This window comes from Escherichia sp. E13S3 (assembly GCF_004212325.1).
Classification (GTDB): domain Bacteria; phylum Pseudomonadota; class Gammaproteobacteria; order Enterobacterales; family Enterobacteriaceae; genus Escherichia.
The window spans coordinates 280,554-294,484 of record NZ_RHJR01000003.1 but is presented as its reverse complement, the minus strand read 5'-3'; the positions used below and the strand labels follow the sequence as shown (position 1 = coordinate 294,484).

Below are 13,931 nucleotides of genomic sequence, written 5' to 3'. Positions count from 1 at the left end.
CGGCCATCATCCAAAATTACTTCCTCAACCCCGCAAACGCCGCCCGAATCTCATCCTCCGGCAGCTGAATCCCGATAAACACCATCGTGCTATGCGGTTTTTCTTCGCCCCACGGGCGGTCCCAGTCGGCGCTGTAGAGGCGCTGGACGCCCTGGAACAGCAGGCGATTAGGTTCGCCGTCAATCCACAGCATTCCTTTGTAACGCAGCAGTTTATCTGCCGATTCCAGCAGCAGGTTTTCCATCACGCGGGAAACTTCGCTGATATCTACCGGGTAATCCAGATCCACCACAATCGACGAAATATCGTTTTGTTTATCCGCGATAAAGTGGAAACGCGGTTTGGTGCTGACAACGTTTTCTTCCAGCATAAAACCGTTGGTGTTGAATAGCAGGCCCAGGTCGATATCGCCGTGGGTAACGGTGTAGACCGGTGCACGGGCATTGATGCGCGCCAGGCGTTCACGCAGTTTTTCTGCTTCGCCTGCGACGTCGGTTTTAGTCAGCAGAATACGGTCGGCGTAGCCAACCTGTGACTGGGCGATGGTGAACTGGTTCATCTGCTCATCGGCATGTACCGCATCCACCAGCGCAATCACGCCGTCCAGCAGGTAGCGCTGGCATAAAATCTCATGGGAGAAAAAGGTCTGAATAATCGGGCCGGGATCGGCCATGCCGGTGCATTCAATGACCAGACGGTCGAACTGAATATTGCCCTTGTCGAGATTATCCAGCAGGTCGAGTAGTGCGTCTTCCAGCTCGTTGGAGCGCGAACAGCAGATGCAGCCGTTGGTCAGCGTTTTGATCTGCGTGGCGCGGTCGCCAATCAGTTGATCATCAACGGAGACTTCGCCGAATTCGTTTTCAATCACGGCAATCTTGTAGCCGTGTTGTTCGTTAAGAATATGGCGCAGCAGGGTGGTTTTGCCCGCGCCTAAAAAACCGGTGAGTAGGGTAACTGCAATCGGGTTCATGCTCTCTCCATTAACAACAGCGCATACCGCCTTTACCATCGCCGCCGTAGCGCGCGTTCTGGCGTTCGCGGAAGAATTCTTCATAGCTCATGTACGGCTTGTCGGGATGGTTGGTCTTCATATGCTCGACGTAGTTGTCGTAGTCTGGAATGCCAATCAACATCTTCGCCGCCTGGCCGAGATATTTTTTTGCCTGTCCTAAGTTACCAAACATAGTTCACTCTGATAAGAACAAAGCCCCGCCGAAGCGGGGCTAAACACGGTTAGTGGTGCGAAGAAATCTTCACGCCGCCTTCCGGGATTGGAACGTACGGTGTTTCTTTGTCAGTACGTTTGTCGCTGTTACGCACCTTCAGCCAGGTTTTGAAACCGTAGAAGATGATGCTGTACACCACAATCAGGAACAGAATACTCAGGCCTGCGTTGGTGTAGTTGTTCACAACGATGTGGTTCATGTTGGCAATCTGCTGCGCCGTCAGGTCAGTACCGTTAGCAATCTTCTCTTTGTACTGGCTTGCCATGTAGAAGAAGCCTTCCATCTGCGGGTTGGTGCTGAACAGTTTCAGACCCAGCGCCCAGGTGGTGCAGATAAGCAGCCATACAGCCGGAACAACAGTTACCCAGATGTATTGGGTGCGCTTCATCTTAATCAGCACAACGGTGCCCAGTACCAGCGCTACGGCTGCCAGCATCTGGTTGGAGATACCGAACAGCGGCCACAGGCTCTTAACGCCGCCCAGCGGATCGACCACGCCCTGATACAACAGGTAGCCCCACAGACCCACACAGCCCGCGGTACCGATGATACCGGCAACCAGAGAGTCGGTTTTTTTCAGGAACGGGATGAAGTTACCCAGCAGGTCTTGCAGCATAAAGCGGCCAGAACGGGTACCCGCATCCAGCGCGGTCAGGATGAACAGAGCTTCGAACAGAATACCGAAGTGATACCAGAAGCCCATGTCAGCCATCGGCAGCACTTTGTGGAACACATGAGCGATACCTACCGCCAGCGTCGGCGCACCACCTGCACGGTTCAAGACAGAAGGCTCACCAATGTCTTTCGCGGTTTGCAGGATCTGCTCTGGCGAAATCACGAAGCCCCAGGAGCTGACAGTCGCTGCCGCGTGTGCGGTAACGTCTTTCAGCTGCGCCATGATGATCGGCGCGTTCTCGCCCCCCATTTCATGCAGGTTAGGCATGGTGATGCCAAGGCCCGCAGGCGGGGTATTCATCGCGAAGTAAAGACCCGGTTCGATGATGGACGCAGCAACCAGCGCCATAATCGCCACGAAGGACTCCATCAGCATTGCGCCGTAGCCGATGAAACGCGCGTCGGTTTCATTAGCCAGCAGTTTTGGCGTCGTACCGGAAGAGATCAGCGCGTGGAAGCCAGATACCGCACCACAGGCGATGGTGATGAACAGGAACGGGAACAGAGCGCCTTTCCACAGCGGGCCAGTACCGTCAATGTACTGGGTCATCGCAGGCATTTTCAGTTCCGGGTTCAGCACCACGATACCCAGCGCCAGGCCGACGATAACGCCGATTTTCAGGAAGGTTGCCAGATAGTCGCGCGGTGCGAGGATCAGCCACACCGGCAGCAGTGCGGAAACAAACGCATAGCCAATCAGCGCGAAGGTAATGGTGGTGTCTTTAAAGGTTAGTGCCGGACCCCAGTACGGATCGTGAGCAATCACGCCACCGAAGTAGATAGAGGCAACCAGCAGCACGATACCAATGACAGAGACTTCACCCACACGCCCCGGACGAATAAAGCGCATGTAGATACCCATAAACAGCGCAATTGGTACGGTTGAGCAAACGGTGAAGACACCCCACGGACTTTCGGCCAGGGCTTTAACCACAATCAGCGCCAGGACGGCGAGGATGATGATCATGATTAAGAAACAGCCAAACAGCGCGATAGTCCCCGGTACTGGCCCCATCTCTTCTTTGATCATCTCACCAAGAGATGCGCCGTTACGGCGAGAGGAGATAAACAGCACCATAAAGTCCTGAACCGCACCGGCCAGCACTACCCCCGCCAGCAGCCACAGCGTGCCAGGCAGGTAGCCCATCTGCGCGGCGAGAACCGGACCAACCAGCGGACCAGCACCGGCAATAGCGGCGAAGTGGTGACCAAACAACACGTAACGGTTGGTCGGAACATAGTTCAGACCGTCGTTGTTAATAACCGCAGGCGTCGCGCGCGTGGGGTCGAGTTTCATCACCTTTTGGGCGATGTACAGACTGTAGTAGCGATACGCCACCAGATACACCGACACAGAGGCGACCACGATCCACAGGGCGCTGACGTGCTCCCCCCGACGTAATGCAACTACCGCGAGGCAGAATGCACCGATGATTCCGAGAATCACCCAGGGTATGTGCTTGAATAGTTTTTTCGTATCCATAGTAAAACCTGGCATTTTACTCGTCGTCTTTTGGCTTACAGGTGCGGCAGCTGCGTTCGTTCACCTCTGACACTTACTTTTGTAAGCTCCCGGGGATTCACTCACTTGCTACCTTCCTGCAAACCAAAATCCATAGAGTAATTTGTTAATCATAGGCCGAAGCCGTTCTAGGTTTGCGTTGCGTTTGAGGAGGTAAATTGACCGCTATCCTGCAGTGATGTTGCCAGAGTTACGCGCGCGTAAAGTAAGGTAAATAACTGAGTGGTTATATTAGGGACGTAAGCGGTCAGGAATGGCGGTGAGCGGTTGGGCAAGAATTATTCATTAGGCTAATATGTGATTGAGATCACGAATTTTTTTGCCAGGATAGATTTCTCGTTTGCGCCTCAATAATTGCCAGATGCGCCACGCTTATCTGGCCTGGATAGATTCTGCAATGTATTGAATTTGTAAGATTTACCAGACCGGATAAGCCATTAACGTCAAATCCTTATCAGGGATTTAATGTGGTGAAGGTGGCTGGTGCGCCAGGGCAATTAACGTTTCGCTGCGAGAGGGGGAAAGGGGTTCTCGCGGTTGCGGTAATGGCCAGCCGTATAACCATCGAGCGGTAGCGGCGCAGGTTCTCCCCTGACAGGCTCCCATGCCGCAGCGGGTCGTTAATTTGGCCTGCAGCCAGCTTTGTGCTTGCTCTACATCGCTACAGCGAATGTCTTCGCAGCGGCAAAGCAGCGTTTCTGGTGTCGCAACGCGCTTGAGACTTTCGGGCAGGGCAAAGGTTTTATGAAGTGCAAGGGCGAAGCGCTGCCACCCGGCACGTTTTTGTTGCAGAAACCTGGTTTCATGGGCGCGATCGGCCGCACAAAGTCCGGCTATCTCACCTTCTATCAGCGCCAGTTCACTGCCACCAAATCCAGTACATTCACCGGCTGCATAGATGTTTTTAACCGAGGTTCGCTGCAGTTCATCCACCTGCACGGCATCATTGCTGATGGCACAACTGAAGAACAACCCAGGTTCAAGATTAGGCACCAGACCATAGCCAATAGCCAATTTGTCGCATGGCAGTGTGATTTCCCTACCATTGTGTCGGAGGGTGACAGCACGCAATGTGGCGTCGCCGTGAGCAGCGATAACCTGGCTTGCACTGAGATAACGACGAGGAAATAGTGTCGCCAGTTGGCGCAGCTTACCCGGCCAACGCCATAGCCCGAGGCCAAAGCGCAATAGCGCTGCGCGTGGGGCTTGTTCCACAATCGCCACCACTTCGCCTCCGGCACGGCGAACGGTGTCAGCAACGGCCAGTAATAGTGGCCCGCTTCCGGCAATAACCACTTTTTGATTTGCCATGTGCAGCCCCTGTTTCACTTGTGCCTGTAACCCACCCGCGCCACTGACACCGGGCAGCGTCCAGCCTGGAAACGGTAATGCAAGTTCACGTGCACCGCAGCAGAGAATCAGCTTATTCCAGCTTACTGTGCCGTAGTCTTCTGCGGTTTCGAACAGTACACAATTTTCGCTGCGGCGGGCGATTAACCTCGCTCCGTTGAGCACACGAATCCGCGATTCGTTGGCAACGGCATCACGGTAATGGCGGGCCAGTGGAGGAAGCTGACTTTGTGGGCCATCGCGCCAGATTTGACCGCCAGGAAGCGGATTATCATCAAGGATGATGACCTGCTTATCGCACTTTGCTGCGGCCAGAGCAGCTGATAGCCCCGCCGGGCCTGCACCGAGAATTAAAATGTCACACTGTAAGGTCTGCATATCCGCTCCTTTCAATCTGCATGTCTGGCTGGCAAAGGGTCTGACAACCTGGTACCCGACGACCATTAACGCTCACCCGACACTCCTGGCAAACGCCCATGCCGCAGAAGGGTGTACGTGGTTGCCCGCTCACCGAAAGGCGCGTAATGGGGTTATCGGTTAAGGCCAGTGCCACCGCTACGCTAATACCCGTCGGGACAAACCAGGGCTGTCCGGCAATAAAAATTCGAATAGTGCCACTCATGCGCTGGCTTCCAGGGAGATAAGTCTGGCGGGTAGCCAGGGGGCAGGAGATACGAGGCTACGTTCACCCAGCAACTGTGCGGCTAACAGCGACGCGCTGGCGGGGGCAGTGGTCACGCCAAGCCCTTCATGACCAAGAGCCAGCCAGACGCCAGCACGGGAAGGATGCGGGCCGAGAAGGGGATTACCATCCTGCGAGGCGGCGCGAAAACCGCTCCAGCAACGAATAATATTGAGCGTTGCCAGAGACGGCAGAAAGTGTTGCGCTCTGGACAGCATCGCGGCCAGGAGTGGAAGGTCCAGTTCGCGATCCTGGTTATCGAACTGACGCGAAGAGCCAATCAGCAGTTGGCCGGTGGGACGAGGCTGCACATTAAAGGCCACTGACGTGCCGCCGCCGTGAGCACTGGCGCCGTAGCCAAGTTCAACCAGTTGGTGATTGACCAGTGGACCATAGCGATCAGTAATCGCCAGTTGGCCTTTCTTCGCGCGCAGCCATGGCTCCCCCAGTAACGTATTGGCTCCCAGACCACTGGCGATGACGATCGCGTCGGCGCGTACCTGGCGACCGCTCTGTAATGTCACTGTTGGTTCTTCCAGACGAATGGCGGGATCAACCAGATGTGTCAGCTTATCGCCCGCATTGGCAATAAACCAACGGGCAACGTTTGGGGCATAGACGATGCCATCGCCCGGCACCCATAACCCGCCGGATAACCCCGGGCGTAGCATAACTTCTCGCTCGGCCAATTGTGCGGCGCTTTGCATTTCGCTGTTTACTTTCTGCGATGCCAGACGTCGCTGCTTCTCTCGGGCAATTTCCAGTTCTTCTGGTGTTTCCGCCAGCCACAATGTGCCACAGCCGCGCCAGGCACAGCTTTCCGGTAACTGAGGCGTCAACGTGTGCCACAGTTCCAGCGACCAGGTAGAGAGCGTCAGTTCTGCGGGATCATCATCCATACAGACCAGATGCCCCATTCCTGCAGCTGTAGCTCCGGCTCGGCCGTCGTCAATTAACGTGACTCTCACCCCACGTTTTGCCAGTTGCCATGCGCAGGCGGCCCCGATGATGCCTGCGCCGATGACAATGACCTCCGTGCTGTTCACAGGCTAATCCCCCAGCAGAAGGGATCGTCCGGATTAAGGAGCAGGCGATTGTCGCCGCATACCCAGGCTTCTCCACGAATGGTGGGGATAATCTTCTCGCCATGGCGGGTATAGTGAGCCGTAAACTGGCTACCAATAATACTGGCCTGGCGCCAGATATCGCCGGGGGCGAGTTTTCCGTCCTCTGCCAGACAGGCCAACTTGGCGCTGGTACCTGTGCCACAGGGAGAACGATCCCACGCTTTGCCTGGGCAAAGGACGAAGCTACGGCTATCCGCCTGATCGTCATCGGCAAAAAGTTCGATATGATCGATAATGCCACCATTTTCACCGACGATCCCCGCATTATCGAGTCCTTCCCGTACCGCCCAGGCGTATTCAGTTAACTGCGGGATTTGTTCCGGCACAATATCAAATGGATGATCATTAATAAGAAAAAACCAGTTGCCACCCCAGGCGATATCACCTGTAACTGTACCCACCGCCGTTTCCACACTTACCTGCTTTTGCCAGCGCCAGGCCGGAACGTTTTCAACTGACACACTGCCATCGTCATGCAATGTGGCGTTTACATCTCCAACAGGGGTTTCAATGCGATGAATGCCTGGTTTAATACGACCTAACCAGGCCAGTGAAGCAACAAGCCCGATAGTGCCGTGCCCACACATATTCAGGTATCCGGCATTATTGAAAAAGATGACACCCGCCGTGGCATGAGGGGAAACCGGCTCACACAGTAGCGCGCCGACCAGCACGTCGTTGCCGCGTGGCTCAAGAATTATGGCTTTGCGCCAACTGTCAAATTCCCGGGCAAAACGTTCGCGCCGTTCGGCCATGCTGCCACTACCGAGATCGGGAAAGCCATCAATAATCAACCGGGTCGGCTCGCCTCCGGTATGGGAGTCGATAGCCCTGAGTTCAGTGATTTGGTGAGGAACATGCATGCTCTGGCTCCATGTGGTTAAAGAAATGTTTCTAAATGCTGGCGTAATTGCAACTTTATCGCTTGAAGGGTTTCTGCAAGGGAAATGACGAAATCAGCACAGTGAATTATTTCGCGACACCAGGAGTGGTCATACTTTTTTAATATTAATCATCTTGTTAGTGATGTGTTAGACCAAGAACAAGCGTTCGTCAGTAGTGAGAGCAACGGAAAGTGGAAATACACGGAAGGATCGCAAAATGCGCTTTCAGTACTTGTCATGTTAACTAAAGGTTAATAAACATTCATCCTCAATCGCTATGAGGAACAGCTATGTCCAGCATATGTCATCAGACTATTGAGTTTTCCCCTTGTGAAGAAACTGCGCTGGCCGTTGATGAACTTAGTCAAATTTGCGAGGGGCTGGCGCGGCAGCGTCCACAAAATATCCAGGCATTGTTAAATGCACTGGCGCTGATTGCGCCACTTCTTAACGCCATTCCTAATGTGGTGTTTTTTATTAAGGATGTGCAGGCCCGTTATCTGTTAGTCAATATGACGTTGGCGCGACGCTGCGGGTTTAAAAACGTGACATCGCTACTGGGGAAGACATCGGCAGATGTTTTCCCTTCTGCGCTGGGACGAGGATATACCGAACAGGATCTGCGTGTGCTACGCGAAGGGGTTGCGTTACGTGATCAACTGGAGATGCATCTCTATAACGGGCGCGAACGCGGCTGGTGCCTGACGCAGAAACTGGCACTGCGCGATATGCAGGGGCGTGTGATTGGAATGGCGGGGATCTCACATGATCTCCAGGAAGCACATGCGCGTCATCCTGCCTGGCAACGTCTGGCGATCATCGATGAGCACATTCGCAATCACTACCACCGCGCGATCTCTATGGAAGAGTTGACTGAAATGAGCGGAATGTCTGTGGCGCAAATTGAACGCTACTGTAAGCGGATTTTTCACCTGACTCCTCGCCAGATGATCCACAAAGTTCGACTGGAAAAGGCCACTGAGTTGCTTGCCGGAACTACGCCGATTACCGATATCGCTTTGCAGTGCGGTTATACCGACCACAGTGCGTTCAGCCGTCAATTTAAGGCGATGACAGGCTCAACACCGCGTGATTTTCGGATGACGTTGGTCGGGTAGCACGACAAATCGCAACCGGGCATTGTGCTAATTTCGTCATCCTGGGGAAAGAAAATCGACAAGCCGCCAGCGCAAGGAGAGGTCAATCTGTTAATGAGAATTCACTTTTAATTCACATTAACGCAACAGGTTGACAATAAGGAAACCAAAGATGAGCAATAAAGCGATTAACTGGAGTGGCGTTTTTCCGGCGGTTAGCACTCAGTTCCGTAGTGATTACTCACTTGATTTGGATGCCACCCATGCGGTGATGAAAAACCTGGTTAAAGACGGGGTTTCTGGCCTGGTAGTGTGCGGTAGCGTAGGAGAAAACACGTCACTTACCACTCAGGAAAAACTGCAAATCATCGAAGTCGCGAAAGATGCTGCTGGCGGAAAAATTCCGGTGATTGCCGGGGTTGCTGAGTTCACCACCGCCTTTGCCCGGACGATGGCAAAAGAGGCCGAGAAGGTCGGTGTTGATGGCGTTATGGTGATGCCTGCTTTGGTTTACTCGTCTAAGCCTCATGAAACTGCAGCGCACTTCCGCAGTGTGGCAATGGCGACCGACCTGCCGATCATGGTCTATAACAACCCACCGATTTATAAAAACGATGTCACCCCTGATATCCTGGAAACACTCGCTGATTGCGAAAATATTGTCTGCTTTAAAGATTCCTCTGGTGATACTCGTCGCTTTATCGATCTTCGCAATGCGGTAGGAGATCGCTTTGTGCTGTTTGCAGGGCTGGATGATGTCGTGGTTGAGAGCATTGCGGTGGGCGCTGAAGGCTGGATTTCCGGGATGTCAAACGCCTTCCCACGCGAAGGTGAGACGTTGTTCCGTTTGGCAAAACAACAGCGTTTTGACGAGGCTATGGCGCTCTATCGCTGGTTTATGCCGCTGCTGCATCTCGATGCGCGTCCTGACCTGGTGCAGTGTATCAAGCTGTGCGAAGCCCTGTTGGGGCGTGGCAGTGAGGTTACTCGCCCGCCGCGTCTGGCGCTGGAAGGTGAAACGCGTGCCCAGGTTGTGGCGATAGTTGAGAAAGCGCTGGCGACTCGCCCTGCGCTGCCGGACGTGGGCCTTTGAGGTGGGGAGAGACTATGACTGAAACTTTCCCTTTCACCGGGCAACAGTTTATCGCCGGGCAACGTGTTGCCAGCGGTGAACCGTCGCTGGTCAGCCTGCGAGCGCAGGATGGCGAACCTACCGGGCAACGTTTTTACCCGGCCTCCGAGGAGGAGGCCGCGCAGGCGGCTATTGCGGCGCAGCAGGCTTTTGTGCGCTATTCACAGACCAGTGCCGGGCAACGTGCCGATTTTTTAGAAACCATCGCCGATGAACTTGATGCGGCAGGCGACGAACTGTTCGCTACGGCACATCAGGAGACAGCGTTACCCCTGGCGCGTTTACAGGGAGAGCGGGCAAGAACCAGCGGGCAGATGCGCATGTTTGCCGGGTTATTACGTCGGGGCGATCTGTTTGAGGTAAGAATTGATACTGCGTTGCCGGAGCGTCAGCCTTTACCTCGACCGGATTTGCGCCAGTATAAAACGGCTCTCGGGCCGGTGGCGGTATTTGGTGCCAGCAACTTTCCACTCGCTTTTTCTACCGCCGGTGGTGATACAGCAGCGGCACTGGCTGCAGGATGCCCGGTAGTCGTAAAAGCGCATCCTGGGCATATGGCAACGGCAGAAATTATCGCATCAGCGATCGCTCGTGCCGTGGCTAAGTGCGCCATGCCCGCAGGCGTATTCAATATGATTTTTGGTACTGATATCGGTGCTGAACTGGTGAAACATCCCGCAATTCAGGCGGTGGGTTTTACCGGCTCATTACGTGGTGGCATGGCACTCTTTCGTTTGGCCCAACAGCGTCCACAGCCGATACCGGTTTTTGCCGAAATGTCGGCTCTCAATCCCTTTTTCATTCTGCCGCAGGCGCTATCAGTACGTGCCGATACGCTGGCCCGCGATTTAGTCGCGTCGTTCACGCTGGGATGTGGACAGTTCTGCACTAAACCAGGCCTGATTGTGTTGCTGAAGGGGGAGAACAACGCGGACTTTTTGCAGCAACTGGTTGAGAAAGTGAATGCCGCTTCACCGCAACTCATGCTAAATGCCTCCACGCTTGAGCACTATCGCCACAGCGTAGAGAAACTGGCAGGACATCCGACAATTCAGTGTTTGGCGGGGGATGATAATCATCAGACCGGACGTGCAGAAGCTCGTCTCTATCAGGCTCAGGTGGCAAGCGTACTTGAAAAAGATCCTCTGTTGGAGGAGGAAGTGTTCGGGCCGCTCGCGATTGTGGTTGAAGCCGCTGATGAAGGGGAGTTGTTGCAGGTGATTAACGCTCTGCAAGGGCAACTTACTGCCACACTTCAGGCGGATGAGGATGACCGGCAACTGGCTGGTCGTTTATTGCCGTTGTTGGCTGATAAAGCCGGACGCGTATTGTTCAATGGCTATCCCACCGGCGTCGAGGTTTGCGATGCCATGGTACACGGTGGTCCGTTCCCGGCAACCACCGACGCGCGCGGCACGTCCGTAGGTACGCTGTCCATTACTCGTTTTCTGCGCCCGGTATGCCTGCAAAATGCACCCGCTGCGCTATTACCGCCTGCGTTGCAGGACAGTAATCCATTAAACCTGCTGCGCCTGGTTAACGGCCAGTGGACCCGGGAAGCCATTTCCTCCTTGTTGACTCATTGAAGGGCATCACTATGACAATTCCTTCTACCCAAAGCACGCAAACCGTCGTTGTTGAGTCGGGGAAGTTTAAAAAGCAGTTAACGCTCACCGACTTGACCTTTATTGGTCTGGGGGCGATTTTTGGTTCTGGCTGGCTGTTTGCTGCCAGCCATGTCGCATCGATCGCTGGCCCAGCCGGGATTGCTTCCTGGGTTATTGGCGGTTTTGCGGTGTTGCTACTGGGGATTATTTACTGCGAACTGGGGGCGGCGCTTCCCCGCGCGGGCGGTATTATTCGTTACCCGGTATTTTCGCACGGCGAATTGATGGGCTATCTGCTGGGCTTTATTACCCTAATTGCCTTCTCCAGCCTGATCTCCATTGAGATTGTAGCCGCACGGCAATATGCTGCCGCCTGGTTTCCGGCGCTGACGCAGACGGGGAGCAGTGACCCGACGCTGTTAGGCTGGGTGGTGCAGTTCTTACTGTTGTGCTTCTTTTTTGCCCTGAACTACTACAGTGTCAAAACGTTCGCCCGCTCGAACAATTTTATTAGTGTGCTGAAGTTTCTGGTGCCGTTGCTGGTGGTAATAACGTTATTTGCCTTCTTCAAACCGGAGAATCTGCATATACAGGGTATGGCTCCATTTGGTATGTCAGGAGTGGAAGCGGCAATTAGCGCGGGTGGGATTATCTTCGCTTACCTTGGGCTGACACCGATTATCTCCGTTGCCAGCGAGGCGCAAAATCCGCAACGTACCATCCCATTTGCGCTGATCCTCTCGGTAATTCTCTCGACCATCATCTACGTTCTGCTGCAGATAGCCTTTTTGGGCAGCATTCCAACTGAATCGCTAAGTGGTGGTTGGGCGGAGATCAGTAAGCACTATTCGCTGCCGTATCGTGATATCGCCATTACCCTTGGGATGGGCTGGCTGGCATTTATGGTGGTATGTGATGCTATTGTGTCTCCCAGCGGCACTGGCAATATTTACATGAATGCGACACCGCGCGTGATCTATGGCTGGGCGAAGGCGGGAACATTCTTTAAAACCTTTACTCATATCGATAAGGAGTCAGGTATTCCACGTCCGGCACTGTGGCTGACGTTTGGTTTATCTATCTTCTGGACGCTGCCGTTCCCGTCGTGGGAGCAATTGATTAGCGTGGTTTCTGCGGCTCTGGTACTGAGCTACGCCATCGCGCCAGTTACAGCTGCCGGGCTGCGTCGTAATGCACCAGATATGCCGCGCCCGTTCCGCGTTCGTGGTTTTGCGGTCCTCGGCCCACTCTCTTTTATGATTTCCGCGCTGATTGTTTTTTGGTCTGGTTGGGGAACGCTTTCCTGGCTGCTGGGGCTACAAATCGTAATGTTTGTGGTTTACGTGGTTTGTAAGTCGAAAGTGCCTGTTCAGCATGTCAGCCTGGCGCAGCAGATTAAATCTTCATTGTGGCTTATTGCCTTCTATGCCCTGATTATGCTGTTTTCCTGGTTGGGTAGTTTTGGCGGTAGCGGCATTATAGGTCACCCGTGGGATACTATCGTTGTCGCGCTGATGTCGTTGGGAATTTATTACTGGGGCGCATACACCTGTCTTCCTCGGGCGAACTTTAACGGGGATGAAGAAGAATAAAGGAGTAGAAAATGGATAGAGTAATCCTCTCATTATCAGAGGCTTACGCACTAGCCTATCATGCGCTCATCAGTAACGGATTTAGTGAGCAACATGCGGTAGTGATTGCGAAAAACGTTACCGCCGGGGAGCGCGACGGTTGTGCCTCGCACGGTTTATGGCGACTGCTGGGGATTGTTGACACGCTGCGAAAAGGGAAAGTCTCTGCCGATGCTCTGCCGACAGTGGAATCTCAGGCGCCGGCAATCGTTAAGGCCGATGCCAAAGGTGGCTATTCGCTGTTGGCTTATCAGCAGGCACTACCGTTACTGATCGAGAAAACGCGTCAGTGCGGGATTGCAGCACTGGCGATTAATCATTGTGTTCACTACTCCGCCTTATTTGCGGATGTTGAACCGCTGACTGAAGTCGGACTGGTGGCGCTGGCGACCACGCCAAGCCATGCCTGGGTTGCGCCGAAAGGGGGGCGCAAACCTCTTTTTGGTACTAACCCAATCGCGTTTGGTTGGCCGCGCGACAAACAGCCGCCATTTATTTTTGATATGGCGACCAGTGCGGCGGCACGCGGTGAGATTCAGTTACATCAGCGAGCCGGGAAATCACTTCCTGAAGGTTGGGGGATCGACAGTAATGGCAATGCCACCACCGATCCACAAGCTGTGCTGGACGGAGCAATGTTAACCTTCGGCGGTCATAAAGGTTCGGCACTGGCAGCGATGGTGGAGCTGATTGCGGGGCCACTGATTGGCGATATGACCAGTGCTGAGTCTCTTGCGTGGGATAACGGTGCAGGTGGTTTGCCGTATGGTGGAGAGTTGATCCTGGCACTCGATCCGCAGCGTTTTCTTGGTGAGGATGCCGGGAGGCATCTGGCAAGGGCGGAAACACTGTTTAGTCAGATGCAGGCACAGGGCGCGCGCCTGCCGGGAGAACGTCGCTACCAGGCACGATTGCGCAGTGAGCAACAGGGTGTAGAGATCAGCCAATCACTCTATGACGATATTCGATCCTTAAGTAGCTGATAGATACTAAAG

The 13,931-nt window shown here is 54.1% G+C and carries 12 protein-coding genes; 5 read left to right on the top strand and 7 right to left on the bottom strand.

Annotated features, from left to right (window positions below):
- Positions 1–16: 16 nt before the first annotated feature.
- The 7 genes from yjiA to D9597_RS04305 form a co-directional block, all read right to left on the bottom strand.
- Entirely contained in the window at positions 17–973 is a 957-nt protein-coding gene (gene yjiA / locus D9597_RS04335) for a GTPase (protein WP_130221708.1), read from the bottom strand.
- A gap of 10 nt (positions 974–983) precedes the next feature.
- Positions 984–1,187 carry a YbdD/YjiX family protein gene (locus tag D9597_RS04330; protein WP_000467859.1) on the bottom strand — a complete coding sequence of 68 codons (204 nt, stop codon included), beginning with the start codon at positions 1,185–1,187 and terminating at the stop codon, positions 984–986.
- Between the two features lie 49 nt (positions 1,188–1,236).
- Entirely contained in the window at positions 1,237–3,387 is a 2,151-nt protein-coding gene (gene btsT, locus D9597_RS04325; protein ID WP_001309197.1) for a pyruvate/proton symporter BtsT, read from the bottom strand.
- 501 nt (positions 3,388–3,888) lie between these two features.
- Complete coding sequence (locus tag D9597_RS04320; protein ID WP_130221707.1) at positions 3,889–5,154, bottom strand: FAD/NAD(P)-binding oxidoreductase; 1,266 nt, start codon at positions 5,152–5,154, stop codon at positions 3,889–3,891.
- Entirely contained in the window at positions 5,135–5,398 is a 264-nt protein-coding gene (locus tag D9597_RS04315; RefSeq protein WP_130221706.1) for a 2Fe-2S iron-sulfur cluster-binding protein, read from the bottom strand. Before D9597_RS04315 ends, D9597_RS04320 begins: the two co-directional genes overlap by 20 nt.
- On the bottom strand, positions 5,395–6,504 hold the full coding sequence (locus D9597_RS04310) for an FAD-dependent oxidoreductase (RefSeq protein ID WP_130221705.1): 1,110 nt from the start codon (positions 6,502–6,504) through the stop codon (positions 5,395–5,397). Before D9597_RS04310 ends, D9597_RS04315 begins: the two co-directional genes overlap by 4 nt.
- Positions 6,501–7,448 carry a 4-hydroxyproline epimerase gene (locus tag D9597_RS04305; RefSeq protein ID WP_130221704.1) on the bottom strand — a complete coding sequence of 316 codons (948 nt, stop codon included), beginning with the start codon at positions 7,446–7,448 and terminating at the stop codon, positions 6,501–6,503. The genes D9597_RS04310 and D9597_RS04305 overlap by 4 nt, the downstream gene beginning before the upstream one ends.
- 311 nt (positions 7,449–7,759) lie before the next feature.
- On the opposite strand from D9597_RS04305, the gene D9597_RS04300 reads away from it, so the two are divergent.
- The 5 genes from D9597_RS04300 to D9597_RS04280 all read left to right on the top strand — a co-directional run bounded on the left by D9597_RS04300 (position 7,760) and on the right by D9597_RS04280 (position 13,919).
- The gene (locus tag D9597_RS04300; protein ID WP_130221703.1) at positions 7,760–8,587 is read left to right on the top strand and encodes an AraC family transcriptional regulator; all 828 of its coding nucleotides are present in this window, start codon (positions 7,760–7,762) and stop codon (positions 8,585–8,587) included.
- Between the two features lie 151 nt (positions 8,588–8,738).
- A complete protein-coding gene (locus tag D9597_RS04295; protein WP_130204736.1) occupies positions 8,739–9,659 on the top strand; it encodes a dihydrodipicolinate synthase family protein in 921 nt (306 codons plus the stop codon).
- Positions 9,660–9,673: 14 nt separating this feature from the next.
- On the top strand, positions 9,674–11,284 hold the full coding sequence (locus D9597_RS04290) for an aldehyde dehydrogenase (NADP(+)) (RefSeq protein ID WP_130221702.1): 1,611 nt from the start codon (positions 9,674–9,676) through the stop codon (positions 11,282–11,284).
- An 11-nt stretch (positions 11,285–11,295) separates the two neighbouring features.
- Positions 11,296–12,897 (top strand): APC family permease, encoded by a 1,602-nt coding sequence (locus tag D9597_RS04285; RefSeq protein ID WP_130221701.1) that lies wholly within the window; start codon positions 11,296–11,298, stop codon positions 12,895–12,897.
- A gap of 11 nt (positions 12,898–12,908) precedes the next feature.
- Positions 12,909–13,919, top strand: a complete 1,011-nt coding sequence (locus tag D9597_RS04280) for an Ldh family oxidoreductase (RefSeq protein ID WP_130221700.1) — start codon at positions 12,909–12,911, stop codon at positions 13,917–13,919.
- Positions 13,920–13,931: the final 12 nt, after the last annotated feature.